Here is a 24329-nt window from a genome sequence, read left to right on the forward strand (position 1 = left end):
GCGACTCCGCTCGTTCCAGTTCTTCTGAAGGCTCAGCGAAAGCTACTTCTGAATGATGTAGACCAGCTCGTTGCCAATTTCCAGTTGCCGAAAGCTGTATGACCGCTCCCGGACCTGCGACTCAAAGTTCCGCGAATAGGTCTGGAACATCCCTTTCGACCGCTGACCGAGAGATCTGGTCGGAAAGGTAGCCACGATGATCGGCGAGTTGACGAGGTCGATCGCTTCCCAACCGGATCCCCTGCGCTGAGTTTCCAGGCAGGGCAACGTCTTCAGCAGCAGTGTGACATCGATCGGCTCGCGAGCGCGATCCTCAAGGATGTCAGCCACCCCCACCCGGTGTTTTACACCCAATCTCGTCAGCACGGAACCCACGAAGTCGATCAGGCGGGCGTCGATGTCGGACGCGACGTACACGGCCTGCTCGGGTAGGCCCATCCACGGCACAGCCAGCGGGCTGAGGCCGCAGGCTAAATCACGCACCGTACTCGGCTCGGGCAGTTCACGGAAGACTTCTTGGTAGAACCCCGTCAGGTGTGGCAGCCGCTCCCGGGTGGATAGATGCACCGTCATCGCACGTCGGAGGGCCGCCTGTACCGCTTCGTCGTCTCCGGTGTCAACGGCAGATTCGATCTGCCTGAGTAACGCTGCATAGTTGGGCGGCTTGGGCGGTAGAAACGCACCGTAAATCTCATGTAGCCCGCGCTTGGTGCGTTTCACCGCATCGGGAACATCGCCGCGAGCCGCGACGAGAGCTGCTCCGGCCAGACGTCGCACGGTGGCTGAAGCCACCGTCTGGTAGCGCCGACTCTTCACGATGGCCTGCTCGATCTCGTCGACTCGGCTGTCGCCCGCAGATTGCGTCATTGCTTGATCCATAGTGCACGAAGGCGGTCTGCGCCACCCGGCCGACCGCGTTGGGAATGCCCGGAATCCTGGCACCACCCCTCCTCAGGATCTCCACCGCCCAGAGCGGACCGGGGAAGTGGGCAAATTTCCCCCAGGTTCATCCCGAGAATCACCTCCGACCTTCCCCGTCCGTACCTGACGCGATCCCGGCCGTGCGCTTTCCAACCACGCTCAGGACGACGGTCTTCAGCCAACGCCTCTCGTGGTGGTGTGAGGCTTGTTTCCGCAACCGGCACCGAAGGGTCAAGCAGCCTCCATCTCCATGCAGCACCACGGTACGTGACGCTGCCACCCGGCTTCGAAACTAGCAAGATCATGACCTCGGGTGCGGGCGGCTTCCCGGGTCACCAGCAGCGAGTGGACGTACCGGGCATGCCGCACGCAGCGGCCGGGACCAGGGACAAGATGGACACATTACGGCAGAGCCTATGATCGGTCCATGGCGCTGACTAAGCTCGGGCAGGCGCAGGCCAAGCCTGACGGGACACTCGACACCTTTCCGATCACGGACAGCTCGCAGGAAATCACGATCGACTGCCGGGAGTTCACCTGCCGCTGCCCCATCACGGGGCAGCCGGACTGGGCGACCATCCGGATCGACTACCGTCCGGGTGACCGGGGTGTGGAAACCAAAAGCCTCAAGCTCTACCTGGAGACCTTCCGGGATGAAGGCATCTTCCACGAGCACCTGGCCACGAGGATGCGGGATGATCTGGTAGCCGCACTCGACCCCGTCTTTCTCAAGGTCACGGTTGACTTCAACGTCCGGGGCGGCATCGCGCTGGCAGCGTCGAGCACCTACCGGCGCTGAGCCACGGCCGCCTGATGAAGGGCCTGTCTGAACGCCCACAACGCTTGGCTTCCTCCCCGCCCGCAAGGAACGGGTATTCCCCTGGTCACCAACGGAACAACACCCCACTCGAATGGACTGATACGAGGACTCCGCTCCCGGCCGGAACGCCGGCCCTGAGCGAGGCTCCGGCGGCACGCTGGGTATGCTTGCCAGCTGGCTAGACCTGTGCCGATGGACGGGGGTGGAAGGTGACGGAGCACCTGCCGACAGGGACGCGGAATGCTGTGGTGCTGCTCAGCGGCGGCCTCGACTCCACGACGGCGCTCGCGATCGCGATACACGAGGGCTACCGGGCCCACACGCTCAGTTTTCGGTACGGGCAGCGACACACTGTCGAACTTGACGCCGCCGCCCGCGTGACGAAGGCGCTCGGCGCGGCCCAACACATCGTCGCCGACATCGATCTGCGGGCCTTCGGCGGGTCCGCACTGACCGACGACGCGCTCGCGGTACCGCACCGTACCAACCCCGACGAGATGGACGACACCATCCCGGTCACTTACGTACCGGCACGCAACACGATCTTCCTATCGTTCGCGCTGGCCTGGGCGGAGACCCTGAACGCGTCGGACATATTCATCGGGGTCAACGCACTGGACTACAGCGGCTACCCGGACTGCCGCCCTGAGTACATCGCTGCGTACGAGGCGATGGCCAATCTTGCCACCAAGGCCGGCGTCGAGGGGCAACAGCGGTTGCGCATCCACACCCCGCTGATCCGGCTGACCAAGGCCGCGATCATCCAGCGGGGCCTGGAGCTGGGGGTCGACTTCGCCTGGACTCACAGCTGCTACGACCCGATCGACGACAGGGCCTGCGGCAGCTGCGACTCCTGCCTGCTCCGTCAACGCGGTTTCGCCGAGCTCGGCATGATCGATCCTGCCATCTCCGGCGACGGATGATCGGCGTGTACCGGGTCAAGGAGATTTTTTACACGCTTCAGGGCGAGGGTACGCATGCCGGTCGCCCCGCAGTATTTTGCCGATTCACTAGTTGCAACCTCTGGACCGGGCGGGAACGCGATCGACATCGTGCGATCTGCCAATTCTGCGATACCGACTTCGTCGGCACGGACGGCACCGGGGGCGGGCGGTTCTCGTCCGCCGCCGAGCTGGCCACCGCCGTCGCCGAGGCTTGGCGAGGGCGGGCGCACCCCCGCAGCCGACGGTATGTGGTGTGCACCGGCGGCGAACCCTTGTTGCAGCTGGACGAGGCGGCCGTGACCGCCCTGCACGAAGCAGGCTTCGAGGTCGCGGTCGAGACCAACGGCACTCTGCCCGCACCTGCGGGCATCGACTGGATCTGTGTCAGTCCCAAGGCCGGCGCGAATGTGGTACTCACCCGGGGTGACGACCTGAAGCTCGTCTTTCCCCAGCCGGAGGCCGACCCGGCTCGCTTCGAGCACCTCGACTTCGGCCATTTTCTGCTGCAGCCGATGGACGGGCCGGATCGAGTCGCCAATACTGCGGCTGCGGTGCGGTACTGCCTAGAGAATCCGCAGTGGCGTCTGAGTTTACAGACTCACAAATACATTGGGATTGCCTGATGGAGATCTTTCGGGAGTTCACCTTCGAGGCCGCACACCGGCTGCCTTACGTACCCGAAGGCCACAAGTGCGCCCGCCTGCACGGACACTCGTACCGGGTCACCGTGCACGTCAGTGGCCAGGTCGGAGCGCGAACCGGTTGGGTGATCGACTTCGGTGACCTCAAGCAGGCGTTCGCACCGGTCCGAGAGCAACTCGACCACCACTATCTCAACGAGATCGCCGGGCTGGAGAACCCGACGAGCGAAGTGCTGGCCCGATGGATCTGGCAGCGACTTGCCGGTCAGTTGCCGTTGTCAGCGGTTACGGTCCGGGAAACCTGCACCTCCGGCTGCGTCTACCGAGGCGAGGACTGAGCACGCCCGACTCTACGGGTGGTCGGGCCCCCGCAGCGGCTGGGGTCGCGTCAGGCCCCACCGACCGAACCTACCGACGCGTAACATTACGCTAAGGTAGGCCCGACGTTCCGATCTGGAGGGGTATGCGATGACCGAGTTCGACCCGGCCAACTTCGCGTCCATCGACGCCAAGGAGTTCAGCAAGCTGGTCAAGACCACCCCGGATTCCAAGATCGCCGAGGTGATGCAGGGCGACCTGCGCGGCAAGGTCCTCGACGAGGTGTTCAACCGGATGCCCGTGCTGTTCCGTCCGGAGAAGGCCGGCGCCACCAGCGCGGTGATCCACTGGAACATCACCGGCCGACCGGACGGCGGCACCGACACCTACGAGATCGTCGTCGACAACGGCACCTGCGTGGTATCCCCGGCCGCCGAGCGCGAACCGCGGCTGAGCCTGACCCTCGGACCGGTCGACTTCCTCAAGGTCGTCGCCGGCACGGCGAACCCGATGATGATGTTCATGACCGGCAAACTCAAGGCTAAGGGCGATCTCGGACTTGCCGCCCAGATCCCCAACCTGTTCGACATCCCCAAGAGCTGACCACCGATCCGTAACCCCGCCTGATACGTGTCCTGTATCAGCGGGGTCGACCATCCCTCCGACCGGTCACGCCCGCAGCTGGGGGTGTGTGCCGGTGGACCTGCCGTTCCTGATTTCCACGCTGACCCGACGCGGGGTGCTCACCCCCGGCTCGCCGGTGCGGACCGTCGCCCAACTCGCCGCACTGCGTCGCTGGGGGTTCACCCTCGTCGGCGAACTGCGCCAGGCCGCCGCCCGCGATCCGCGCCGGGTCGCGCTCATCGACGACGGCGGACGACAGCTGACCTACCGGGAGCTGCTGGACCGCGCCGAGCGGTTGGCGGGCGCGCTGCGTACCGCGCTGGACGTCTCCGCCGGGGACCGGATCGGCCTGCTCTGCCGCAACCACCCCGACATGGTGGCCGCGATGGTCGCCGCCGGACTACTCGGCGCGGACACCGTACTGCTGCACACCGGGCTGGCCGGGCCGCAGCTCGCCGCCGTCGCCGATGAGCTGCGGCTGCGGGTTCTGCTGCACGACCGCGAGTTCGGCGAACAGGTCGTCGAGGTCGACACCGCAGTGATCCGGGTCGACGAGACCCGGGTCGCGCAACTGCAGCGCGACGCGCCGACGGACACCCGGCTGGAGCCGCCGCGCCGCGACGGCCGCACCATCGTGCTCACCTCCGGCACCACCGGCACCCCGAAGGGCGCCCGGCGACGGACCCCGACCGGGTTCGGACCGCTGGCGTCGATCATCGACCGGATCCCGCTGCGGGTCCACGACCGGATCATGATCGCGACGCCGGTCTTCCACACCTGGGGGTACGCCGCCCTGCAGATCGCGTTCGCGCTGCGGGCCACGGTGGTGCTGCACCGACGATTCGAGCCGGTAGCCGCGCTGGCCGCCGTCGACCGGCACGACTGCACCGCGTTGTTCGCCGTGCCGGTGATGCTGCAACGGCTCCTGCACGACGTACCGGAGTCTCGGCAGCAGCCGACCGGGCTGCGGGTGGTCGCGGTCAGCGGATCGGCGCTCGGCGGCGGCATCGCCACCCGGTTCATGGACCGGTACGGCGACGTGCTCTACAACCTGTACGGGTCGACCGAGGTCTCCTGGGCGGCCATCGCCACCCCGGCCGACCTGCGCCGGGCACCGAACACCGCCGGCCGGCCGCCGTACGGCACCCGGCTGGCGGTGCTCGGGCCGAACGGCGAACCGGTGCCGACCGGGCAGGTCGGGCAGATCTTCGTCGGCAACGAGCTGCTCTTCGACGGCTACACCACCAGCGACGACGGCACGGCCGAACGCCGGCACGGGCTGCTCGGCACCGGCGACCTCGGCCACGTCGACGCCGACGGGCTGCTCTTCGTCGGCGGCCGGGCCGACGACATGATCGTCTCCGGCGGGGAGAACGTCTTCCCGTCCGACGTCGCCGACCTGCTGGCCCAGCTACCGCAGGTACGCGAGGCCGCGGTGGTCGGCCTGCCCGACGCGGAGTACGGCCAGCGGCTCGCCGCGTACCTGGTGCTGCACCCGGAGGAGACGCTCGACGCCGAGGCGGTCCGGGAGTACGTGCGCCGCTACCGCGCCCGGTTCGCCGTCCCCCGGCATGTGATCTTCCTGTCGGCGCTGCCGCGCAACGCCGCCGGCAAGGTTGTCACCCGGGACCTGCCCCGGCCCTCGGGCAGCTGACCCCCGGCCCGGACTTGGTGAACCCCGGCACTCACGGCTGGCGCAGATGCTGCGCCACCCGCTGATGGTCCCGGAACCGCGCCCGCGCCGCCCGCTGGGCCGGGTCCTGCTCCGGCGCGGCGTCGATGTGCGCCGAGCGGGCCGCCTCCGTACGGTTGGCGTACTCGACCGGCGGCAGGCCGCGCAACGCGCGTACCACGCCGGGGCTGGCGCCGACCCGCCGCGCCTCCGCGACGATCTGTTCCTTGTCGGCGGGAAAGTCCAGCTCGTTCAGGCTGTCCAGCACGTCCTGGTAGCTCGTCCCCATGCGCCGGGGCGTACCCGCCGAGCGGGCCGCTATCCGGCCGGCACGGGGTGATCCGGCACCCGGGTCAGGGCAGGGTGATCCGGCCTTCGGCGGCGGCCAGGGCGATGTCCGCCCGGAAGTGCCCACCGGGCAGGTCGACCCCGGCCAGCAGCCGGTACGCGGCGTCCCGCGCGCCGGCCAGGTCGGCACCGACGCCGGTGGCGCTGAGCACCCGACCACCGGCCGAGACCAACCGCCCCGTGGCGTCGCGGGCGGTGCCGGCGTGGCTGATCCCGGCCTGCCCGGCACCGGTGATCACGTCGCCGGTGCGGGCCGCCGCCGGGTAACCGGCCGACGCGAGGACCACGGTCACCGCTGCCCCGTCCCGCCAACGCAGCGGCGGGTGGTCGGCGAGCGTACCGGTCGCCGCCGCGTACAGCAGGCCGGCCAGCGGGGTCTCCAGCAGCGCCAGCACCACCTGGGTCTCCGGGTCGCCGAACCGGGCGTTGAACTCGATCACCCGGGGGCCGGCGGCGGTGACCGCCAGCCCGACGTAGAGCAGCCCGGCGAACGGGGTGCCCCGGTGGCGCATCTCGGCCAGTGTCGGGTGCACCACCTCGGCCATCACCTGGTCGACCAGGTCCGACGGTGCCCACGGCAGCGGCGCGTACGCACCCATGCCGCCGGTGTTGGGGCCGGTGTCGCCGACGCCGACCCGCTTGAAGTCCTGGGCCGGCAGCAGCGGCACCGCCGCTGTGCCGTCGGTGACGACGAACAGCGACACCTCCGGCCCGGCCAGGTACTCCTCGACCACCACCTGCCCGCAGGAGTCGGCGTGGCCGAGGGCGGCGGCCCGGTCGTCGGTCACCACCACCCCCTTGCCGGCGGCCAGCCCGTCGTTCTTCACCACGTACGGGGTGCCGAACGCGTCCAGCGCGGCGGCCACCTCGTCGGCGCTCCGGCAGGTCACGGCGCGGGCGGTCGGCACGCCGGCAGCGGCCATCACGTCCTTGGCGAAGCTCTTCGAACCTTCCAGGACGGCGGCCGCGCCGGACGGCCCGAAGCAGGCGATGCCCTTTGCGCGTACCGCGTCGGCGACCCCGGCGACCAGCGGTGCCTCCGGGCCGACCACGACCAGGTCGGCCGCCGCCTCGACGGCGAGGGCGGCGACCGCCTGCGGGTCGGTGGCGGTGACCGGGCGCAGCTCGGCCTCCGCCGCGATGCCCGGATTGCCCGGAGCTGCGATCAACTGGTCGACGGCGGGGTCGACGGCCAGGCTGGACGCGAGCGCGTGCTCGCGTCCGCCGCTGCCGATGAGAAGTACGCGCACAACGGCCGATCCTAGACGCCGGCCTGCGCCATCCGGGAACCCCGCCGCAGATAGGCGAACCAGGTGACGGCCAGCATCACCACGAACAGCACGACGTAGAAGCGCAGCGCCGGCTCGATGTTGCCGTATGTCGACTTGGCCCAGGCATAGCAGATCGGCACCAGGAAGCCGCCGAATGCGCCGACCGACGAGATGATGCCGAGCGCGCCGGCCGCCTCCCGGCGCATCCGCAGCATCGTCTCCGCAGAGCCGCCCCGGTCCTCACCCTTCACCCGGAAGATCTTCGAGATCATCCGGTACGTCGACCCGTTGCCGACGCCGGTGGCGACGAACAGCACCATGAAGCTGACGAAGAAGACGCCCAGGTTCTGCTGCTGCACCGCCCACAGGGCCGCGTAGGCACCGGCGGCGAGGACGACGAAGCTGGCCGCGGTCACCCGGGCGCCGCCCATCCGGTCGGACAGCCGGCCGCCGAGCGGCCGGGCGACCGAGCCGATCCCGGCGCCGAGGAACGCCCAGCCGAGCGCGATGTCCGCCCGGTCGAACACCGCGTTCAGCAGGGTCGGGAACGCCGCCGAGTAGCCGATGAACGAGCCGAACGTACCGATGTAGAGCAGCGACATGATCCAGGTGTCGGGGTGGCGCAGCGACGACCAGACCGGTTCGACGTCCGCCTTCGCCTCGGCCAGGTTGTCCATGTAGAGGTAGGCGCAGACCGCCGCGATGACCGCCAGCGGGATGTACATCAGACCGGCCCGGGACAACGCCAGCCCACCGCCGAGCACGATCACCTTCGGCACCAGGAACTGCACCACCGCGACGCCGATGTTGCCGCCGGCGGCGTTCAGGCCGAGCGCCCAGCCTTTTTCCCGTTCCGGGTAGAAGAACGAAATGTTGGCCATGCTGGATGCAAAGTTTCCGCCGCCGAATCCGGCTGTCGCGGCGATCACCAGAAGGGTGCCGTACCCGATTTCCGGATTGTTGACCGCCCAGGCGAGACCGGCGCACGGGATGATCAGCAGCAGGGCGGAGACGACCGTCCAGTTGCGGCCGCCGAAGATCGGCACCGCGAAGGTGTAGGGCAGCCGCAGGAACGCCCCGACACCGCTCGGTACGGCGGTCAGCCAGAGCGTCTGGCTGACGCTGAGGTCCCATCCGGCGCTGCTCAGCCGCACCACCACGATGCTCCAGAGCAGCCACACCGAGAAGCCGATGTGTTCGGCGAAGATGGAGAAGATGAGGTTGCGCCGGGCCACCGGCCGGCCCACCGTACGCCAGAAGGTGGGGTCCTCCGGCTCCCAATGGGCGATCCACCGTTTCCGGTTCTCCGGGGGGCGGGTCTCGATGGTCTCCGCGTTGACTGTCTCGTTGGCCATCAGGTTGGCTCCTTAGCCATCGGGTGCCGTAGGGTGGCGATCGAGATGCTGCCGAGCGACGTTTGCGGATCGGCGATGATCGGCATCGGCCGGGGTGGCATTGGGGAATCAGGTTATGAACCGAATGTTTCCTGGCGTGGAAGACGGTGATGTCGGGGCGTGGTCGTGGTTCGCACCGGTCCGGCCCCGACGTTGTGAGATCTACCGGGCGTCGCCGTCTTCGCCGCCGCCACCGGCGGGCGGTGCCGAGACCCGTGTCGCCGGCACCGAGACCCACACCGTGCCGGCTGGGTCCTGCCGGACCGGATAGCTGCGCAGTGCCGGCTGCCCGGTGCGCGAGCATCCGGTCGCCAACTCGAAGACGTGCTGGTGCAGCGGGCAGACAACCACCTCGGCGTCGATCAGCCCGTCGGCGAGCGGACCGCCGGCGTGCGGGCAGACCGCCGACACCGCCCGCAACTGCCCCGACGTCAGCCGGAACACCGCCACCAGGTCACCTGCGACCGGGTAGGCCCGGCCCTCGCCGGGTGGGATGTCGTCGCCGGGTCCGATCCGGTGCTCGACCAGCCGGCCGTCGTCGACGGCGGTCACGGCTGGCTCACCGTCGGTCGGCCGGCCGCCGTTCGCTGCGGTCACGACCGGCTGCTCTCGGCGCGGACCGGTACCGCCGGCAGCGGCACCAGCGGCAACGCGGTCCGGAACTGGCCCGGGGTCGCCGGGGCGTCCCGTTCCCGCCACGGATCCCGGTAGCCGGCCACCGCCGCCGCCATCCGTTCGTCGAGTCCGGGGCCGAGCCCGTCGACGTCGTCGACGATCAGCTCCCGCAGCCGGTCGACGCCGACCCGGGGCACGAACGCGTAAGTGCGTTCCAGCCAGTTCGCGTTCTCCCGGTAGTACTGCAGGAACCGGCCGGTCAGCGTCATCACCTCAGCCGGCGTGTCGACGGTGGCCAGCAGGTCGCCCTTGCGGACATGGGCACCGGCCGCGCCGCCGACGTAGATCTCCCAACGGCCGCCCTCGATCGCGACCACCCCGAGGTCCTTGACGTACGCCTCGGCGCAGTTGCGCGGGCACCCGGTGACCGCCAGCTTGAGCTTGCCCGGCGCCTCCAGCCCCTGGAACCGTTCCTCGATCGCGATGCCGAGCGCGGTCGAGTCACCCAGGCCGAACCGGCAGAATTCGCTGCCCACGCAGGTCTTCACGGTCCGGAAACTCTTGCCGTACGCGTACCCGGACGGCATGTCCAGGTCGGCCCACACCTGCGGCAGGTCCTCCTTGCGGATGCCGAGCAGGTCGATGCGCTGCCCACCGGTCAGCTTGACCAACGGCACCTGGTGCTTCTCCGCCACATCGGCGATCCGACGCAGCTGGGCCGGAGTGGTGCAGCCGCCTTTCATCTGCGGCACCACCGAGAAGGTGCCGTCGCGTTGGATGTTGGCATGCACCCGGTCGTTGATGAACCGGGCGCCGCGCTCGTCGACGTACTCGTCGCCCCACATCATCCGCAGCAGCGACACCAGCCCCATCTTGCTCCTGGCGTCCTCGCGGCCGTCGGCGAGCGCGTCGAAGACGGCCGACACGCTGCGCAGCCCGCGGGCGCGGATCTCGGCCATCAGGGTCGGCTTGTCCATCGGCACCCCGGGCACGTACCAGTTGGCGGCCGGGTCCTCCGCGACCTCGCCGCCGGCCGCCCACTCGACGATCTGGCCAACCAGGCTCTTGCACGAGCCGCAGCCCTTGCCGGCCCGGGTGGCGTCCATCACCCCGGTCACCGTGCGGACCCCGCCGGCGACGGTGGCGACCAGCGTGCCCTTGCTGACCCCGTTGCAGTTGCACACCTGGGCGTCGTCGTCGAGTTCGGCGGCGGACACCTCGGCCGGCGGCCCGCCGAGGTCGAACAGCAGCCGGACCCGCTCCTCCGGTAGCGGCGAACCCCGGTCGAACGCCTGCATCAGGAAGCCGACCTTGCCGACGTCGCCGACCAGGGTGGCACCGATCAGCCGGTCGTCGCGGACCACCACGCTCTTGTAGACGCCGCGCCGGGGTTCGGCGAAGACCACGAACTCGTCGTCGTCGCGTTCCGGCGCGGTCACCCCCATGGCGGCCACGTCGACCCCGGCGACCTTCAGCTTGGTCGCGGTCCGCGAGCCGTGGTACGCCGCCGTCGGGTCGGTGCCGGTGAGCTGGCCGGCGAGCACCTTCGCCTGGTCCCACAGCGGCGCGACCAGGCCGTACGTCTGCCCTCGGTGCTGCACGCACTCACCGACCGCGTAGATGTCCGGCTCGTCGAGCACCCGCAGCTGGTCGTCGACGACGATTCCCCGCTCCACCGGCAGGCCGCTGACCTGCGCGAGGGTGGTGTTGGGCCGGATCCCCGCAGCGATCACCACCATGTCGGCGGCGAACGTGCGCCCGTCGGCGAGCCGGACCCCTTCGACGGCGTCGCGGCCGAGGATCCGTTCGGTGCGGGCTTTGGTGACCACGTCGATGCCGAGCCGTTCGACGCTGCGCCGCAGGATGTCCCCGCCGGTTGCGTCGAGCTGGGCGTTCATCAGGTGCCCGGCGGCGTGCAGCAGGGTCACCGACACGCCGTACTGCTGCAGGCCGCGGGCGGCTTCCAGGCCGAGCAGGCCGCCGCCGATCACCACCGCCCGCTCGTGGTCGCGGGCGTAGCGGATCATCGCCCGGGTGTCGTCGAGCGTGCGGAAGGTGAATACGCCCTGGTGGAAGCCGCGTCGTGGGTGGTGGGCGCCGTCGATCGGCGGCACGAACGGCACGCTGCCGGTGGCGATGACCAACTTGTCGTACGGAGTAAGGGTGCCGTCGACGGCGTGGACGACCTTGGCGAACCGGTCGATCCGGGTCACCTCCACCCCGGCCCGCAGGGCGATGCCGTTCTCCTGGTACCAGGGCAGGCTGTTGAGGAAGATGCCGTCCTCTTCCTCGGCGCCGGAGAGCACGTTGGACAGCAGGATCCGGTTGTAGTTGCCGTACGGTTCGGCGCCGAACATGGTGATGTCGTACCGGTCCGGGCCGACCCGGTCGATGATCTCCTCGACGGTACGGGCACCGGCCATGCCGTTGCCGACCACCACCAGCCGCGGTCGTCGCTGCGTCACCTCACACCTCCACCAGACCGAGATCGAGCACGACGGTGCCGGTGACGCCGGCCGGCGCGGCGAGTTGCAGCTCCACCACGGTGCCGGCGACCAGGTCCTCGACCACCCGCAACGGCACGTGCACCGCGTCGCGGGCACCGATCGGGAAGTAGCGCATCGGGTCGCCGTCGCGCAGCAGCAGGACGTAGACCAGCTCACCGCAGCTGTTGCCGCCCCGGAAGTAGACGGTCTGCGCGACCTGCCCGTCCGGCACCGTGTAGCGCAGGGTGCCGTCCAGCGGCAGCGGCGTGTCCAACCCTTTGCCGTCGAACGCGAACACTCCTTGCAGGAAACGTGGGGTCGACTGCATCATGGGTCCCTTCGTCACATGGCGGGATCGTCCGGGGCGGCGCTGCTCCGGCCGGCTTCGTCCGGGCCGGCGGTGGCCCGGCCGGCTCCGTCGGGTCCGGCGAGGCGGCGGACCGCCACCGCGCAGACCTTGAACGCCGGCATCCGGGAATACCGGTCCAACGTCGGATCGGTCAGGGCGTTGGCGCTGGCCGTGCCGCCCCAGTGGAACGGCACGAAGACGGTGTCCGGCCGGATGTGCTCGGTCAGGTACGCCCGGAACACCGCCCGACCCCGCCGGGTGGTCAACTCGACCAGGTCGGCGGTGCCGATGCCGAGCCGGCGGGCCAGGTCGGGGTGGATCTCGGCCTTCGGATCGCTGGCGGTGCTGGCCAGCGACGGCGAGCGGCGGGTCTGGTTGCCGCTCTGGTACTGGCCCATGATCCGGCCGGTGGTGAGCAGGTACGGGTAGCTGCGGTCGGGCAGTTCGGCCGGGTCACGGTGCTCCACGCGGATGAACCGGGCCCGCCCGTCGGCGGTGGCGAACCGTTCGGTGAACAGTCGCGGCGTACCCGGATGGCCGTCGGCCGGGCACGGCCAGAACACCCCGTCCTCGGCCTCGATCCGCTGGTAGCTGATGCCGGCGTAGTCGGCGATCCCGCCGGCGCTGGCCCGGCGCAGCTCGTCGTAGACGGTCTGCGGGTCGGTGGAGAAGTGTTTGCCCCGGCCGAGCCGGTCGGCGAGCGCGGCCAGCACGCTCAGGTCGTCGCGTACCCCGTCCGGTGGTGGCAGCACCCGGCGGCGGCGCAGCACCCGACCCTCCAGGTTGGTCATGGTGCCCTCCTCCTCCGCCCACTGGGCGGTGGGCAGCACCACGTCGGCGACGGCGGCCGTCTCGGACCGGAAGATGTCCGACACCGCGAGGAAGTCCAGCGCGGCCAGCCGGTCGGCGACCCGGTCCCGGTCGGGCGCGGAGACCAGGATGTTCGAGGCGAACACCAGCATGGTGCGCACCCCGCCGGGGGTACCGATCCGGTCGATCATCTCGGTGGCGGAGACCCCCGGGCCGGGCAGGTCGGCCGGGTCGACGCCCCACACGGCGGCGACGTGGGCGCGGGCGGCCGGGTCGTCGAGGCGCCGGTAGCCGGGCAGCTGGTCGGCCTTCTGGCCGTGTTCCCGGCCGCCCTGGCCGTTGCCCTGCCCGGTGATGGTGCCGTAGCCGCTGCCGGGCCGGCCGGGCAGGCCGAGGGCGAGGGCGAGGTTGATGTACGCCTGGGCGGTGTCGGTACCGCTGCTGTGCTGCTCTGCACCGCGGGCGGTGAGGATCATCGCGGTCGGCGCGGTGGCCAGCGCGTGCACCGTACGCTGCAGCAACTCCTCGGACACACCGGTGATCCGCTCCACCCGATCCGGCCAGTAGCCGGCGACGGCGGTGCGGACCGCGTCGAACCCGGTGGTGCGGTCCCGCACGTACGCCTGGTCGACGTGGCCGGCCCGGATGGCGATGTGCAGCAGCCCGTTGGCCAGGGCCAGGTCGGTGCCGGGCGCCACCGGCAGGTGGATGCCGGCGCCCCGGGCGGTCGCCGAGCGGCGCGGGTCGGCGACGATGTGGACCGCGCCGGCGGCCCGGCCGGCGTCGAAGTACTGCATCGCCGGCGGCATGGTGTCGGCCGGGTTGCCGCCGACGACCAGCACCGCGCGGGCGTCGGCGATGTCGGCCAGCGGAAACGGCAGGCCCCGGTCGATGCCGAAGGCCCGGTTGCCGGCGGTGGCCGCCGACGACATGCAGAACCGGCCGTTGTAGTCGATGTGCGGGGTGCGCAGCCCGACCCGGGCGAACTTGCCGAGCTGGTACGCCTTCTCGTTGGTCAGCCCGCCGCCGCCGAACAGGCCGACGCTGGCCGCGCCGTACCGGTGCTGGCTGGTCTGTACAGCGGCGGTGATCCGGTCGAGGGCCTCGTCCCAACTGGCCGGGCGCAGCGGGCTGCGCCGGTCGGCCGGGTCGGCGCGCACCAGCGGGGTGAGCAGCCGGTCGGGGTGGTCGAGCAGTTCCGGCGCGCTCCAGCCCTTGGCGCACAGGCCGCCCCGGTTGGTGGGGAAGTCCGCCGGCTCGATGACGGGCGGTCGGGGCGGCGCCGGCCGCATCCGTACGCCGCACTGCAGCGAGCAGTACGGGCAGTGGGTCGGCACGTTCCCGACCAGGTCGGGACTGCCGTGGTCGCCCATTGCCCAAGAGTGGGAAATCGACGTTGCGCTATCGTGTTGCCGACGTCACATCAATGTTGCCAACTACTGTTGATCTTGTCGATCTGGATGTGATCAGCGTCAGCTGTCAGTCACCGGCGACGATCGACTCGGCGCTGACGGTGCCGTCCGTCGCGGTTTCGCCGGCCACCGACACCGGCACGCCGACGGCCAACCCGTCGAGGTCACCAGGCACCCGAACGGCCGTCCCGCCATCGGTGCGCACAATCACCACCTCCCCGGCCTCGGTCTCCACGTACACCGTGTCGCCGTCGACCAGCTTGACCGTGCCGACCGCTGCCGGTTGCGGGCCGCCCCCTTCCGCACCCGTCGCGTCGGCCGCGCCGCCCCGCTGCAACTGCCCCGCCCCCGGCTGAAACTGCCCGGCGCCGGATCCGCGCAGTCCGGGCCCGGCACCCGCGCCAGTGTCGTCGTTGGACGGCACCGCCACGCCGACGGCGAACCCGGCGACCAACAGCAGCACGGCAACCAGCCACGGAGTGAGCCGGTTCGTCCACGGCCGAGGCGTCGCCGCGGCCAGCCATTCGGTGTCGTCGTCGCGCACGTCATCTCCACCCGTTGTCATCAGTCGGTCACCTACTCGTACCGCAGGGCGTCGATGGGTCGCAGATTCGCCGCCCGGCGGGCCGGGACGCTGCCGAAGAAGAGGCCGATCGCCACCGACACGCCCAGCGCCAGCAGCACCGAACTCGGCACGATCACCGGCTCCACCCCGACGATGGTGAACCGGCTGCCGATCACCGCGACCGCGACCCCCGCCCCGCCGCCGATCGCGCTGAGCAGCGTCGCCTCGACAAGAAACTGGGCCATGATGGTGCCGGGTGGGGCGCCGAGCGCCTTGCGGACACCGATCTCGCGGGTCCGTTCGGTCACCGTCACCAGCATGATGTTGGTGATGCCGATCCCGCCGACCAGCAGGCTGATCGCCGCGACCGCGCCGAGCAGCACAGTGAACGTCTCCGCCGTCGACGCCTGCGTCTCCAGCAGCTGTGCCGCGTTCTGAATCCGGTACGAGGAACCGCCGGAGACGCCGCCGGAGCCGGCAGCGCCGTCCGTGGCCAGCTTGCGGTCCAGGATCGCGCTGACCTGTGCCTGCGCGGCGTCGACCCGGTCCGGCCCAGCCGCCTCCACCAGCACCGAGTTGATCGACCCGTACCCGGTCAATGTCTGGCGCACCGCGGTCAACGGCGCCACCACCAGGTCGTTGGCGTCCTGCAGACCGCCGGTGGAGGTCTTCTCGGCGAGCACGCCGACCACGGTGAACAGGGTGCCGTCGACCATCATCTGACTGCCCAGCGGATCCGCTCCGGCGAATAGCTCGTCGACCACGGTCTGCCCGACGAGCGCCACCCGGCGGCCCTGCGCGACATCGGCCTCGGTGAAGGTGACCCCCTCGCCGACCGGCGTGTTCGACGCCGCCAGGTAGCTCGGGTAGCTGCCGACGAACTGCCCGACGGAGTGGTCGGCGTCGCCGTAGGTGAGGGTCGCCGAGGTGCTGACCACCGGCGACACCGAACGGACGTCCGGGGCGAGCACCGGATCGTGCAGCGCCTCGGCGACCGCGACGGTCAGCCCGGCGCCGCCACCGCTGGACGCCGACACGGTGATCGTGTTGGTGCCGAGCGCCTCGATCCGCTCGTTGACCGTCTGCGCCGACCCGTTGCCCACGGCGACGAGCAGGATCACCGCGGCCACGCCGATCAGGATGCCGAGTGTGGTCAACGCCGAACGCAGCTTGTTCGCGCCGATGCCGCGCAGCCCGGAGCGGACAATCTCTACGGGCCCCACTGGGCGACCTCCCGGTACGGTCTGCCCGCACCCGGCTGACCGGCACCGTGGCGTCGGTCGTCGGAGACGATCCGCCCGTCGCGGACCCGTAGCAGCCGGCGGGTCCGGTCAGCGACCTCCGGTTCATGGGTGATCAGCATGATGGTGCGGCCGTCGGCGTTGAGCTGGTCGAAGATGGTCAGCACCTCCTCGGTGGACGCGCTGTCCAGGTTTCCGGTCGGTTCGTCCGCCAGCACCAGCGCCGGTTCGGTCACCAACGCGCGGGCGACCGCGACCCGCTGCTGCTGGCCGCCGGAGAGCTGGTTCGGCAGATGCCCAGCCCGTCCGGCCAGCCCGACCAGGTCGAGCGCGGCCAGCGCCCGCCGGCGTCGCACGGTCGGACGGACCCCGGCGTACGCCAGCGGCAGCTCGACGTTCGCCACGGCGGTGGTCCGCGGGATCAGGTTGAACGACTGGAAGACGAAGCCGATCCGGCGGTTACGGACCATGGCCAGCTGCCGCTCGGTGAGTTGGCTGACGTCCACCCCGTCGATCAGGTAGCGGCCGGTGCTGGGCACGTCCAGACAGCCGAGGATGTTCATCAGCGTCGACTTGCCGGAGCCGGACGAGCCCATCACGGCGATGAACTCACCCCGGTCGACCTGCAGCGACACGCCCCGCAGAGCGGCGACCGCCGACTCACCGACGCCGTACACCTTGGTCACGTCCCGTACGTCCAGAACCGGGCTCACCGGCCACCCCCCGGCCTGCCGCCACCGGAGAAGCCACCGGCACCCGGTCCGCCCCCGCCGGGGAAGCCGCCACCGCCGGTCAACCCGCCGCCACCGGGGAAGCCGCCGGACCCGCTCTCCGACTCGGTGGGGATGACGACCACCACCTGTTCGCCGACGGCCAGCCCGGAGATGATCTCCACCGCGTCGTCGCCCTGCAGGCCGACCTCGACGGTACGGCTGACCTGTGCGCCGTCGACCAGCACGGTGACCGACTGCCGGGTGCCGGTGCCGGTCAGCGCGGCCGGGCTGACGGTCAGCACGTCCACCGCCTCGCCGACAACCACCGTCACTTCCACGGTCTGTCCAGGCCGGACGCCTTCGGGCAGCGAGTCCAGGTCGAGGGTGATCGGATAGCTCACCACGCCGTTGGTGGTGGCCGCGTTCGGGTCGATGACCCCGATGCTCGCGGTGGCCTCGGTGTCCGGCAGCGCGTTCCACCGTACGGTCGCCGGCTGACCGGTCTCGAGCCGCGTCGCATCGGTTTCCGACACCGAGGCGGTCACCTCCAACTGGGTCAGGTCGGCCAGATCCACGAACCCACTGGCACCCGACGACGAGGACGACCCGGTGCCGCCACCCGCCGACGACGACCCGGTGCCGCCACCCGCCGACGACGACCCGGTGCCGCCTCCGGTCGACGCGCCGACGCTGCCGTTGACCGCGACGACCGTACCGGCCACCGGGGCTGTCAACGTCGTGCCGTCGACGGCCGCCTGCGCCTCGTCGACCGCGAGTTCCGCCTCGGTCACCGCGGCGACGGCGTCAGCCGTCGACACGCCAGCGACCTCGGCGGTGTCGAGGGCGTCCTGCGCGGCGTCGAGGTTGGCCCGCGCGGCGTCCAGTTCCCGCTGGGCCACCGTGTCGTCGACCCGGGCGAGGACCGCGCCCTCGTCGACCTGCTGCCCGACGGACACCAGGATCTCCGTGACCGTGCCGCCGGTGACGAAGTCAGCGACCGCCGTCTTCGCACTGCGTACCGAACCGGAGGCGGTGACCGTCGCCGTGACCGTGGCCTGCTCGACGACGACGGTCGCGGTTGCCGCCGAGCCGGCGGCGACAGCGGTGTTGTCCGGCCCGACCACTGTGTGGTACGTCCAGCCGAGCAGGCCGAGTACGGCCAGGACAAGAATCGCATTGAGGATCAACGGCCGGCGAAGGCCGGCGAGGCGACGCACAGGCATGGCGGACAGCTTCTGGTGACTTCCTCGACGCGGACTCGGAGCGGGCTCGGTGGCGGCTGAGAGCCGACCGGCGGATCGCATCACCCATCCACCACTTCGTCGCCGACCGCCAGGCCGTCGATGACCTCGACGTACTGGTCGCCACGGACGCCGACGGTCACCACCCGCTGCTGCTCAACGCCGGATCCGTCCCGCACGACGACGATGTCCTCGCCGCCGACGCTGCTGCGGCTCACCGCGGTGACCGGGACTCGTACCACGTCGGTCACCTCGTCAACGACGACCCGTACCCCGGCGCTCTGACCGACCAGCAGGCCGGCCGGGACGTCGTCGAAGTCGACGATCACGCCGTAGCGCACCAGCTGGCCGTCGACGCTGCCCACCGGGTCGACCTGACCGAGGTGGGCGGGGAACTCCTCGCCCGGCCGGGTGGCCAGGGTGACGACGGCCGGCTGGCCGACCGACAACCGCGCGGCGTCGGCCTCGGGAAAACTCGCGGTCACCTGCATCTGGGCGACCGCGCCGAGTTCGATGAAGGTGTCACCGGCTCGTACCGTGCTGCCGACGGTGCCGGAGACACCGAGCACCTTGCCGTCGACTGGAGCGCTGATCACCGTACCGGCGAGATCGTCCTCGGCGGCGGCGAGTCGTAGCTGCGCCGCGGTGACCTGCTGCCGGGCCCGCAGCACCGGGTCTCCGCTGGAGCGCCCGTCCGCCGCCCTACCGCAACCGCTGTCGGAACCGTCGGCCCGGTCCCCGGGGTCGCCGGTGGGCGCGGCCGGCGAGTTCGCCGGCGTGGCCGGTGGGGTCGGGGTGGGCGATTCCGCCGGTACGGACGCGGTGGGCGAAGGTGCCGGCGAGGTGGTGGTGCCGACAGTAGGGGACGGGTCCGGGGTGGCCGACCTAGTCGCCTCCGGCGTCGGGCTGGTGGAGGGGTCGGAAGCGGTCCAGGCCGCCAGCGCGGTCGTCGTGCACCCGGTGCTCACGTCGGTGTCCGTCCCGTCCGTGCGGGCGTCCGCCTGCGCCTCGGCGAGGGCTTCCCGCGCTGCCGTCAGCGCCTCTTCAGCCTGTTCGACAGCTGCCGCCGCGTTGCTGTCGTCGACGGCGGCGAGCACGTCACCGGCGGCGACGTCCTGCCCGAGCCGTACGTCCAGCCTGGTCACCGTGCCGGCAACCGCGAAGCCGAGTTGGCGGTCCTCGGCCGGTGCGACCGAGCCGGCCGCGGCGATCGCCACGGTGACCGTCCCTCTGTCCACCTGCGTCATGGCTACGGGTACGGCGTCGTCGGTGCTCGTCGGGACGGCGACCGCGTAGGCGACGACACCCGCCGGGATCAGCGTCGCACCGGCCGCCACGGCGACAAGCCACCGGCTCGCGGGCAGCCGGCTGACCAGCGCCCTGATGGAGCCGAGTCTCATGACCGGGAAGTGTTCCGGCACCGGCTCAGGACCGGCTCGGTGACAGCTCGGCGTTTCCTGTGAACCGACGGTTCGCCGGTGCCCTCCCCGCGTTGGTCGCCATCCCCAGCGCCGTCACAGCAAACCCTGACGTGACGCGGAGGTTCGTCAGCTCTGCTGACGCCCGCACCGGCGACGTCCGTCGCAGGCCATCTGATGGGGAGGGCATGATCGTGCACGTTGCGCTCAGTCGTTCGATGTGGGGCACTGCCGGAGGCGTCTGCCTGCTGCTACTTGCCGCCTGTGGAGCGTCCGACCCGGACTCGGACAGCGAAACCGCGGCAGCTGGCGCCGGAGCCATGGCGGAGTACGTGGACTGCCTGCGGGACAACGGGGTCGACGGCGTGGAGGTTCCCGAGGCCGGAGGAGGTTTCCGACGTGGTGCCCCGAACGGGATGCCGTCGGGGCAGCCCGGCGACCGGCCGTCGGGGTTGCCGTCCGGCGCGCCGTCGGGGTTCCCGTCCGGCGGGCCAGGCGGTGCGGGACCGGGCGGCGGCAGGATGGGCGGCGGATTCGGCGACATGCTCCGACCTGACGACGTCGACGACGACACCTGGGCGGCGGCGCAGGAGGCGTGTCAGTCCGAGCTACCGGCCCGTGGACCCGGCGGCGGCACCGAGAACGGGGCGGACGCCAGCGGCATCGTCGCGTACCGCAACTGCCTGGCGGAGAACGACGTCGAGTGGGCCGACGACCTGGACTCCTCGGATCCGACCGTCGCCGCGGCGCTGGCCGCCTGCGAACCCCTGCAGCCGGCGGAGTGACCCGCTCACCTGCCGGCAGGTGACGCGCGGAAGGTCTCCTGCAACGACGGTTCGAGCGACCGGCCGGTCAGCGGCTCGATGAACAGCTCGGCGAGGAGCAGGTCGGCCAGGTGAGCGGGGTTGAGCCCAGATTCCCTGCGGGCGAGCGCCTGCAGTGCGCCGCCGGCCCGCAGGGCCACGCGGACCGCACCGGCGGGCAGCCGCCGGACCGGGCGTGGCCGGCCCACCGCATCGGCGATCCGCCCGAGCATCTCGACCCAGGTCAGGTTGGCGTCGGCGACCGGAACGTCCCCGCCGTACGCTCCCTCGATCGCGTCGACCGCCGCGACGGCGACGCTGCCGGCCGAGGCCGCGGCGGTTCCGCCGACCGGGACCAGCAGCGGCGCCGCCGACCGTGCCCACCGGTCCAGTGGACCGGCCCAGTTCGGTAGCCGGTCACCGGCTCGACCGAAGACGAACGGCAGCTCCAGCACGGTGACCGGCAGGTCGGTTCCGGCCGCCGTCCGCACCTGCCGGGCCTGTTCCAGCCGGCACCGGATGTACGCGTGCCGCTCGCCGAGCCGCCACTCGGGACGAAGCCGGTCGTGGTAGGTGTAGTAGGAGCCGAGCAGGACCCCACGGGTCAGGCCGGCGTGCCGGGCAGCGGTGAACATCCGCGCCACGGGATCGACGAGTTCACTGCGCAGCACGCGATGGATCGGCGCGGGGAGCACCCGCTGCTCGTCGACCCGGGTGCCGTACACGACGCCGTCGTGGCCGGCGAGCAGCGGCCGCAGGTCGTCGACCGAGGCGGTCTCGACGTCGAGCACGTGGTCGACCCCGGTACGGGCGGTCCGCGCCACCGTGGTCACCGCGTGGCCGCGCTCGCGCAGCAGGTCGACGACGTGCGTACCGATCAGGCCGGACCCGCCCACGACAAGGATCCTCATGCTGGCTCTCCGCTGGTCAATCGGTCAGGAAGGCGTCGATCTGGGCCAGGAACTCCGGCCAGGCCGGCTCGGACGCGGTGAGCAGATGGTTACGGCTGTCCAGCAGCACCAGTTGACTGTCCGGAATCAGGGTGGCCAGCTCGCTGGCCTGCGAGGTCGGCACCCGCATGTCGTCGCGGCAGTGCAGGATCAGCGTCGGACACTGCACCCGGTGGGCGATGTCCGAGACGTCGATCCGGGCGAACTCCTCCAGGAACCGGACCCCGTTGGCCGCCGAGGTGGTCCGCCGTTGGAAGCCGATGAACTCCTCCAACTCCTCCGGGGTGCCCTCGGGCAGAAACTGGGAAGCGAAGACGCCGAGGAAACTCGGATCCTGATGCGCCCAGCCGACCCGGGCCAGGTTCAGGTCGAGGGCCGCCTCGTCCTGCTCGGCCTGGCTGCGGGCCCGGACCTGGCGGCCCCGGGCGTACGCGCCGGCAAGAATCAGCCGACTGACCCGCTCCGGTCGGCGGACGGCGTAGGCGACCGCCACCGCACCGCCCTGGGAGACGCCGAGCAGCGGAAACCGGTCCAGCCCCACCGCCTCGACCACGGTGTCCAGGTCGTCGACCCAGTCGTCAAAGGAGAAGCTCGGCACATCCCAGTCGGACAGCCCGCACCCCCGCTCGTCGTAGCGGACCAACTGCCGGTCCCGGGCGAGCCCGTTGAGCCAGTGCGACCACACCGGGGTGGTCCATTCCAGATCGAGATGGGTCATCCAGTTGGCCGCCTTGAGCAGCGGCGGACCGGATCCGACGGTGGCGTAGGCGATCCGGGTGCCGTCGTCGGCTCGGCAGAACCGGACGACCTGGCGGTCCGCACCGCCGGTCTCCCCAGCGACGACCGACCGGGCCGGTGCCGGTCGGGTCGGGTACGCGGCGGGCTCCGGCCCAGGGTCGGCCGGGTCACCGGCCCGGGTCACCGTCACCGACGCCGCGAACTGGTAGCCCCGCCGGTGCACGGTTCGGATCAGCCGTTGGTGACGGCCGGTGTCACCGACGGCGATCCGGGCGGTACGCAGCCCGGTGGTCAGCGCCGCCTCGCTGACGAAACGGTCGCCCCACACCTTGTCGAGCAGCTCGTTCTTCGACACCACCCGGTCCCGGTGTTCGATGAGGTACTGCAGGAGGTCGAGTGCCCGGGGCTCCACGTGGACCGGCTCACCGGATCGCCGCAGCTGGTAGCGGGCCATGTCCAGTTCGTACTCGCCGAAGCGGTAGGTGTCGCCGGCCATCGGCTGAGCGTACCGCCCGGTCCGCGCCCACCCCTCGGCGGACGATCTTGAGCTCCGACTGGTCTGGGCCCGGATGCGCAGGTCAGCGGCACCTCTCACAGTCGGACTGTTTGAGACCCGACAGAAATGGTGTAGCGTTCCGGTCAGAATTGGCGTTGCAGTGATCACATAAATCCACCGCACGGGTCACCGACCGCAATCCTTCCTCACATTTTCCTCAGTGAATCCTTCGATCGCCACCAAGTCTGCGCGGTTCAGCGCTGCAAGGCTTGGTGCTATGACATTCCTGCAACGCCGTCGGATGTTCCGACACGCCCGCACCGCGACCGTCCTGTCCGTACTGATGCTGGGTCCGATGCTCGCCGTGAGCACCCCGGCCGCCGCCTCCTCCACCGTGCCCACCGCGGAGATGGCCGACTGCCTGCTCTACGAGTCGACCGACGAGCTGGCCTGCTACCGCGACTTCCAGACCGCGATGAAGGTGGCGACCGACGGCGCGGTGACCGACGCCCCGCGCGACGGCAGCCGACTCGACGCGGCGACCACCGAGCGGATCGCCGCCGCCGGCGAGACCGCCACCCGCGCCATGGCCGCGGGTAGGGCCGCAGCCGCCCAGGTGGTGCTCGGGATCGCGTACCGGGACCCCAACTTCTTGGGCGGCTCGCTGAGCATGATCTCGCAATCCGGCACCTGCAGTGGCGGCAAGTACTTCTACTTCAACAACCTTGCCGGCGCCGGCGCCGGCTGGAGCGACGTGATCAGCTCGTACAAGAACGTCACCGACTGCGCCAGCAACTACTACGTCAACACCAACCAGTCCGGCACCCCCCACATGTGGTACTCGAACGACCAGCTCGCGCGGGTGCCCGCCGACAACCAGTACAGCTCGGTCAGGTTCTGGGACGGACCGTCCCGCGCGGAGCTTTTCGAGCACTGCGACAGCCGGGCCGTGTCCTGCCAGTTCGTTTCGGGAACGCCGGTGACCGAGACCACCGCCGGCTTCCACGAGGTCGCCTCGCACTTCAACTGCACCCCGTACGACAACAGCCTGTCGGTCGAATGGTCCGACACCACCGGTGGGTCGATCAGCATGACCGCCAAGGTGCCCGCGACCACCTTCGGCTCCAGCGCGCTGAGCAACGTGTCGACGAGCATCAGCCAGAGCATCGGCCGGCAGTGGAACTGGGAGTCGACGGTCTCCCGGACCACGTCGCTCAACGCCGGCCCGTCGGGCTGGGCCGCGCTGGACCGCAGCCCCAAGCTGCAGACCGCCCAGGGCACGATCGAGATCAAGCTGAAGAATAAGGCCTGGGGCCGCAAGGAGTGGTACATCTGGGACTTCGAGGCGACCGTCGAGGTCCCCGACCACCTGGGCGTCACCCGGTCCCGGGGCGGCCCGATGACCGAGGCCCAGATCGCTGAGCTCTGCTCCGACCCGGCCCGCCGCGCCGCCGCGCCGACCCGCTTCGAGACCCGCCGCGAGCTCGCCGACGACCGGCCGGCCACCGCCAGCTGATCCCTGCCCCGCCTTCCGGCCCG

At 70.7% G+C, this 24329-nt stretch carries 23 protein-coding genes; 8 read left to right on the plus strand and 15 right to left on the minus strand.

What is annotated here, in order from left to right:
• Positions 1 to 42 precede the first annotated feature (42 nt).
• On the minus strand, positions 43 to 867 hold the full coding sequence (locus O7621_RS04445; protein ID WP_282232852.1) for an Rmt family 16S rRNA (guanine(1405)-N(7))-methyltransferase: 825 nt from the start codon (positions 865 to 867) through the stop codon (positions 43 to 45).
• Between the two features lie 481 nt (positions 868 to 1348).
• Here O7621_RS04445 and queF point away from each other — a divergent pair, with 481 nt between their 5' ends.
• The 6 genes from queF (at position 1349) to O7621_RS04475 (ending at position 5922) form a co-directional block, all read left to right on the plus strand.
• Positions 1349 to 1720, plus strand: a complete 372-nt coding sequence (queF, locus tag O7621_RS04450; RefSeq protein ID WP_282232853.1) for a preQ(1) synthase — start codon at positions 1349 to 1351, stop codon at positions 1718 to 1720.
• A 230-nt stretch (positions 1721 to 1950) separates the two neighbouring features.
• Positions 1951 to 2664 (plus strand): 7-cyano-7-deazaguanine synthase QueC, encoded by a 714-nt coding sequence (gene queC, locus O7621_RS04455; protein WP_282232854.1) that lies wholly within the window; start codon positions 1951 to 1953, stop codon positions 2662 to 2664.
• Positions 2661 to 3308, plus strand: a complete 648-nt coding sequence (gene queE / locus O7621_RS04460) for a 7-carboxy-7-deazaguanine synthase (protein WP_282232855.1) — start codon at positions 2661 to 2663, stop codon at positions 3306 to 3308. The genes queC and queE overlap by 4 nt, the downstream gene beginning before the upstream one ends.
• Entirely contained in the window at positions 3308 to 3664 is a 357-nt protein-coding gene (gene queD / locus O7621_RS04465; RefSeq protein ID WP_282232856.1) for a 6-carboxytetrahydropterin synthase QueD, read from the plus strand. Before queE ends, queD begins: the two co-directional genes overlap by 1 nt.
• 130 nt (positions 3665 to 3794) lie before the next feature.
• Positions 3795 to 4247 (plus strand): SCP2 sterol-binding domain-containing protein, encoded by a 453-nt coding sequence (locus O7621_RS04470; RefSeq protein WP_282232857.1) that lies wholly within the window; start codon positions 3795 to 3797, stop codon positions 4245 to 4247.
• A gap of 94 nt (positions 4248 to 4341) precedes the next feature.
• Entirely contained in the window at positions 4342 to 5922 is a 1581-nt protein-coding gene (locus O7621_RS04475; RefSeq protein ID WP_282232858.1) for an AMP-binding protein, read from the plus strand.
• 31 nt (positions 5923 to 5953) lie between these two features.
• Here the strand turns inward: O7621_RS04475 and O7621_RS04480 are convergent, their stop codons facing one another.
• The 12 genes from O7621_RS04480 to O7621_RS04535 form a co-directional block, all read right to left on the minus strand.
• Positions 5954 to 6229, minus strand: a complete 276-nt coding sequence (locus tag O7621_RS04480; RefSeq protein ID WP_123606462.1) for a DUF2795 domain-containing protein — start codon at positions 6227 to 6229, stop codon at positions 5954 to 5956.
• A gap of 64 nt (positions 6230 to 6293) precedes the next feature.
• On the minus strand, positions 6294 to 7538 hold the full coding sequence (gene purD / locus O7621_RS04485; RefSeq protein WP_282232859.1) for a phosphoribosylamine--glycine ligase: 1245 nt from the start codon (positions 7536 to 7538) through the stop codon (positions 6294 to 6296).
• 11 nt (positions 7539 to 7549) lie between these two features.
• Positions 7550 to 8914: a nitrate/nitrite transporter gene (locus O7621_RS04490; RefSeq protein ID WP_282232860.1), complete on the minus strand. Its 1365-nt coding sequence runs from the start codon at positions 8912 to 8914 to the stop codon at positions 7550 to 7552.
• A gap of 201 nt (positions 8915 to 9115) precedes the next feature.
• Positions 9116 to 9550: a Rieske (2Fe-2S) protein gene (locus O7621_RS04495; protein WP_282232861.1), complete on the minus strand. Its 435-nt coding sequence runs from the start codon at positions 9548 to 9550 to the stop codon at positions 9116 to 9118.
• A complete protein-coding gene (gene nirB / locus O7621_RS04500; RefSeq protein ID WP_282232862.1) occupies positions 9547 to 12033 on the minus strand; it encodes a nitrite reductase large subunit NirB in 2487 nt (828 codons plus the stop codon). Before nirB ends, O7621_RS04495 begins: the two co-directional genes overlap by 4 nt.
• Before the next feature lies 1 nt (position 12034).
• Complete coding sequence (locus O7621_RS04505; RefSeq protein ID WP_282232863.1) at positions 12035 to 12382, minus strand: molybdopterin oxidoreductase; 348 nt, start codon at positions 12380 to 12382, stop codon at positions 12035 to 12037.
• Between the two features lie 14 nt (positions 12383 to 12396).
• Positions 12397 to 14586 carry a molybdopterin oxidoreductase family protein gene (locus tag O7621_RS04510; protein ID WP_282232864.1) on the minus strand — a complete coding sequence of 730 codons (2190 nt, stop codon included), beginning with the start codon at positions 14584 to 14586 and terminating at the stop codon, positions 12397 to 12399.
• Between the two features lie 106 nt (positions 14587 to 14692).
• Positions 14693 to 15169, minus strand: a complete 477-nt coding sequence (locus tag O7621_RS04515) for a hypothetical protein (RefSeq protein ID WP_282232865.1) — start codon at positions 15167 to 15169, stop codon at positions 14693 to 14695.
• Positions 15170 to 15201: 32 nt separating this feature from the next.
• A complete protein-coding gene (locus tag O7621_RS04520; RefSeq protein WP_282232866.1) occupies positions 15202 to 16413 on the minus strand; it encodes an ABC transporter permease in 1212 nt (403 codons plus the stop codon).
• Positions 16401 to 17144 (minus strand): ABC transporter ATP-binding protein, encoded by a 744-nt coding sequence (locus tag O7621_RS04525; RefSeq protein ID WP_282232867.1) that lies wholly within the window; start codon positions 17142 to 17144, stop codon positions 16401 to 16403. The genes O7621_RS04520 and O7621_RS04525 overlap by 13 nt, the downstream gene beginning before the upstream one ends.
• Complete coding sequence (locus O7621_RS04530; RefSeq protein WP_282232868.1) at positions 17141 to 18367, minus strand: biotin/lipoyl-binding protein; 1227 nt, start codon at positions 18365 to 18367, stop codon at positions 17141 to 17143. Before O7621_RS04530 ends, O7621_RS04525 begins: the two co-directional genes overlap by 4 nt.
• 80 nt (positions 18368 to 18447) lie before the next feature.
• On the minus strand, positions 18448 to 19785 hold the full coding sequence (locus O7621_RS04535) for an efflux RND transporter periplasmic adaptor subunit (RefSeq protein WP_282232869.1): 1338 nt from the start codon (positions 19783 to 19785) through the stop codon (positions 18448 to 18450).
• Between the two features lie 338 nt (positions 19786 to 20123).
• Here O7621_RS04535 and O7621_RS04540 point away from each other — a divergent pair, with 338 nt between their 5' ends.
• Entirely contained in the window at positions 20124 to 20588 is a 465-nt protein-coding gene (locus tag O7621_RS04540; RefSeq protein WP_282232870.1) for a hypothetical protein, read from the plus strand.
• A 5-nt stretch (positions 20589 to 20593) separates the two neighbouring features.
• On the opposite strand, the gene O7621_RS04545 is transcribed toward O7621_RS04540, so the two are convergent.
• Both O7621_RS04545 and O7621_RS04550 read right to left on the minus strand, forming a co-directional pair.
• A complete protein-coding gene (locus O7621_RS04545) occupies positions 20594 to 21517 on the minus strand; it encodes an NAD(P)H-binding protein (RefSeq protein ID WP_282232871.1) in 924 nt (307 codons plus the stop codon).
• Positions 21518 to 21533: 16 nt separating this feature from the next.
• Positions 21534 to 22790: an alpha/beta fold hydrolase gene (locus O7621_RS04550; RefSeq protein WP_282232872.1), complete on the minus strand. Its 1257-nt coding sequence runs from the start codon at positions 22788 to 22790 to the stop codon at positions 21534 to 21536.
• 277 nt (positions 22791 to 23067) lie between these two features.
• On the opposite strand from O7621_RS04550, the gene O7621_RS04555 reads away from it, so the two are divergent.
• Positions 23068 to 24306 (plus strand): hypothetical protein, encoded by a 1239-nt coding sequence (locus O7621_RS04555; RefSeq protein ID WP_282232873.1) that lies wholly within the window; start codon positions 23068 to 23070, stop codon positions 24304 to 24306.
• Positions 24307 to 24329 lie beyond the last annotated feature (23 nt).

The sequence above is a fragment of the Solwaraspora sp. WMMD937 genome (assembly GCF_029581175.1).
Lineage (GTDB): Bacteria > Actinomycetota > Actinomycetes > Mycobacteriales > Micromonosporaceae > Micromonospora_E.

What these genes read in the sequence shown, in the direction of transcription:
- O7621_RS04445 (WP_282232852.1), bottom strand. Translation starts at nt 867, where the DNA reads ATGACGCAATCTGCGGGCGACAGCCGAGTCGACGAGATCGAGCAGGCC.
- queF (WP_282232853.1), top strand. Translation starts at nt 1,349, where the DNA reads ATGGCGCTGACTAAGCTCGGGCAGGCGCAGGCCAAGCCTGACGGGACA.
- queE (WP_282232855.1), top strand. Translation starts at nt 2,661, where the DNA reads ATGATCGGCGTGTACCGGGTCAAGGAGATTTTTTACACGCTTCAGGGC.
- queD (WP_282232856.1), top strand. Translation starts at nt 3,308, where the DNA reads ATGGAGATCTTTCGGGAGTTCACCTTCGAGGCCGCACACCGGCTGCCT.
- O7621_RS04470 (WP_282232857.1), top strand. Translation starts at nt 3,795, where the DNA reads ATGACCGAGTTCGACCCGGCCAACTTCGCGTCCATCGACGCCAAGGAG.
- O7621_RS04480 (WP_123606462.1), bottom strand. Translation starts at nt 6,229, where the DNA reads ATGGGGACGAGCTACCAGGACGTGCTGGACAGCCTGAACGAGCTGGAC.
- O7621_RS04490 (WP_282232860.1), bottom strand. Translation starts at nt 8,914, where the DNA reads ATGGCCAACGAGACAGTCAACGCGGAGACCATCGAGACCCGCCCCCCG.
- O7621_RS04505 (WP_282232863.1), bottom strand. Translation starts at nt 12,382, where the DNA reads ATGCAGTCGACCCCACGTTTCCTGCAAGGAGTGTTCGCGTTCGACGGC.
- O7621_RS04510 (WP_282232864.1), bottom strand. Translation starts at nt 14,586, where the DNA reads ATGGGCGACCACGGCAGTCCCGACCTGGTCGGGAACGTGCCGACCCAC.
- O7621_RS04530 (WP_282232868.1), bottom strand. Translation starts at nt 18,367, where the DNA reads ATGCCTGTGCGTCGCCTCGCCGGCCTTCGCCGGCCGTTGATCCTCAAT.
- O7621_RS04535 (WP_282232869.1), bottom strand. Translation starts at nt 19,785, where the DNA reads ATGAGACTCGGCTCCATCAGGGCGCTGGTCAGCCGGCTGCCCGCGAGC.
- O7621_RS04540 (WP_282232870.1), top strand. Translation starts at nt 20,124, where the DNA reads ATGGCGGAGTACGTGGACTGCCTGCGGGACAACGGGGTCGACGGCGTG.
- O7621_RS04545 (WP_282232871.1), bottom strand. Translation starts at nt 21,517, where the DNA reads ATGAGGATCCTTGTCGTGGGCGGGTCCGGCCTGATCGGTACGCACGTC.
- O7621_RS04550 (WP_282232872.1), bottom strand. Translation starts at nt 22,790, where the DNA reads ATGGCCGGCGACACCTACCGCTTCGGCGAGTACGAACTGGACATGGCC.
- O7621_RS04555 (WP_282232873.1), top strand. Translation starts at nt 23,068, where the DNA reads ATGACATTCCTGCAACGCCGTCGGATGTTCCGACACGCCCGCACCGCG.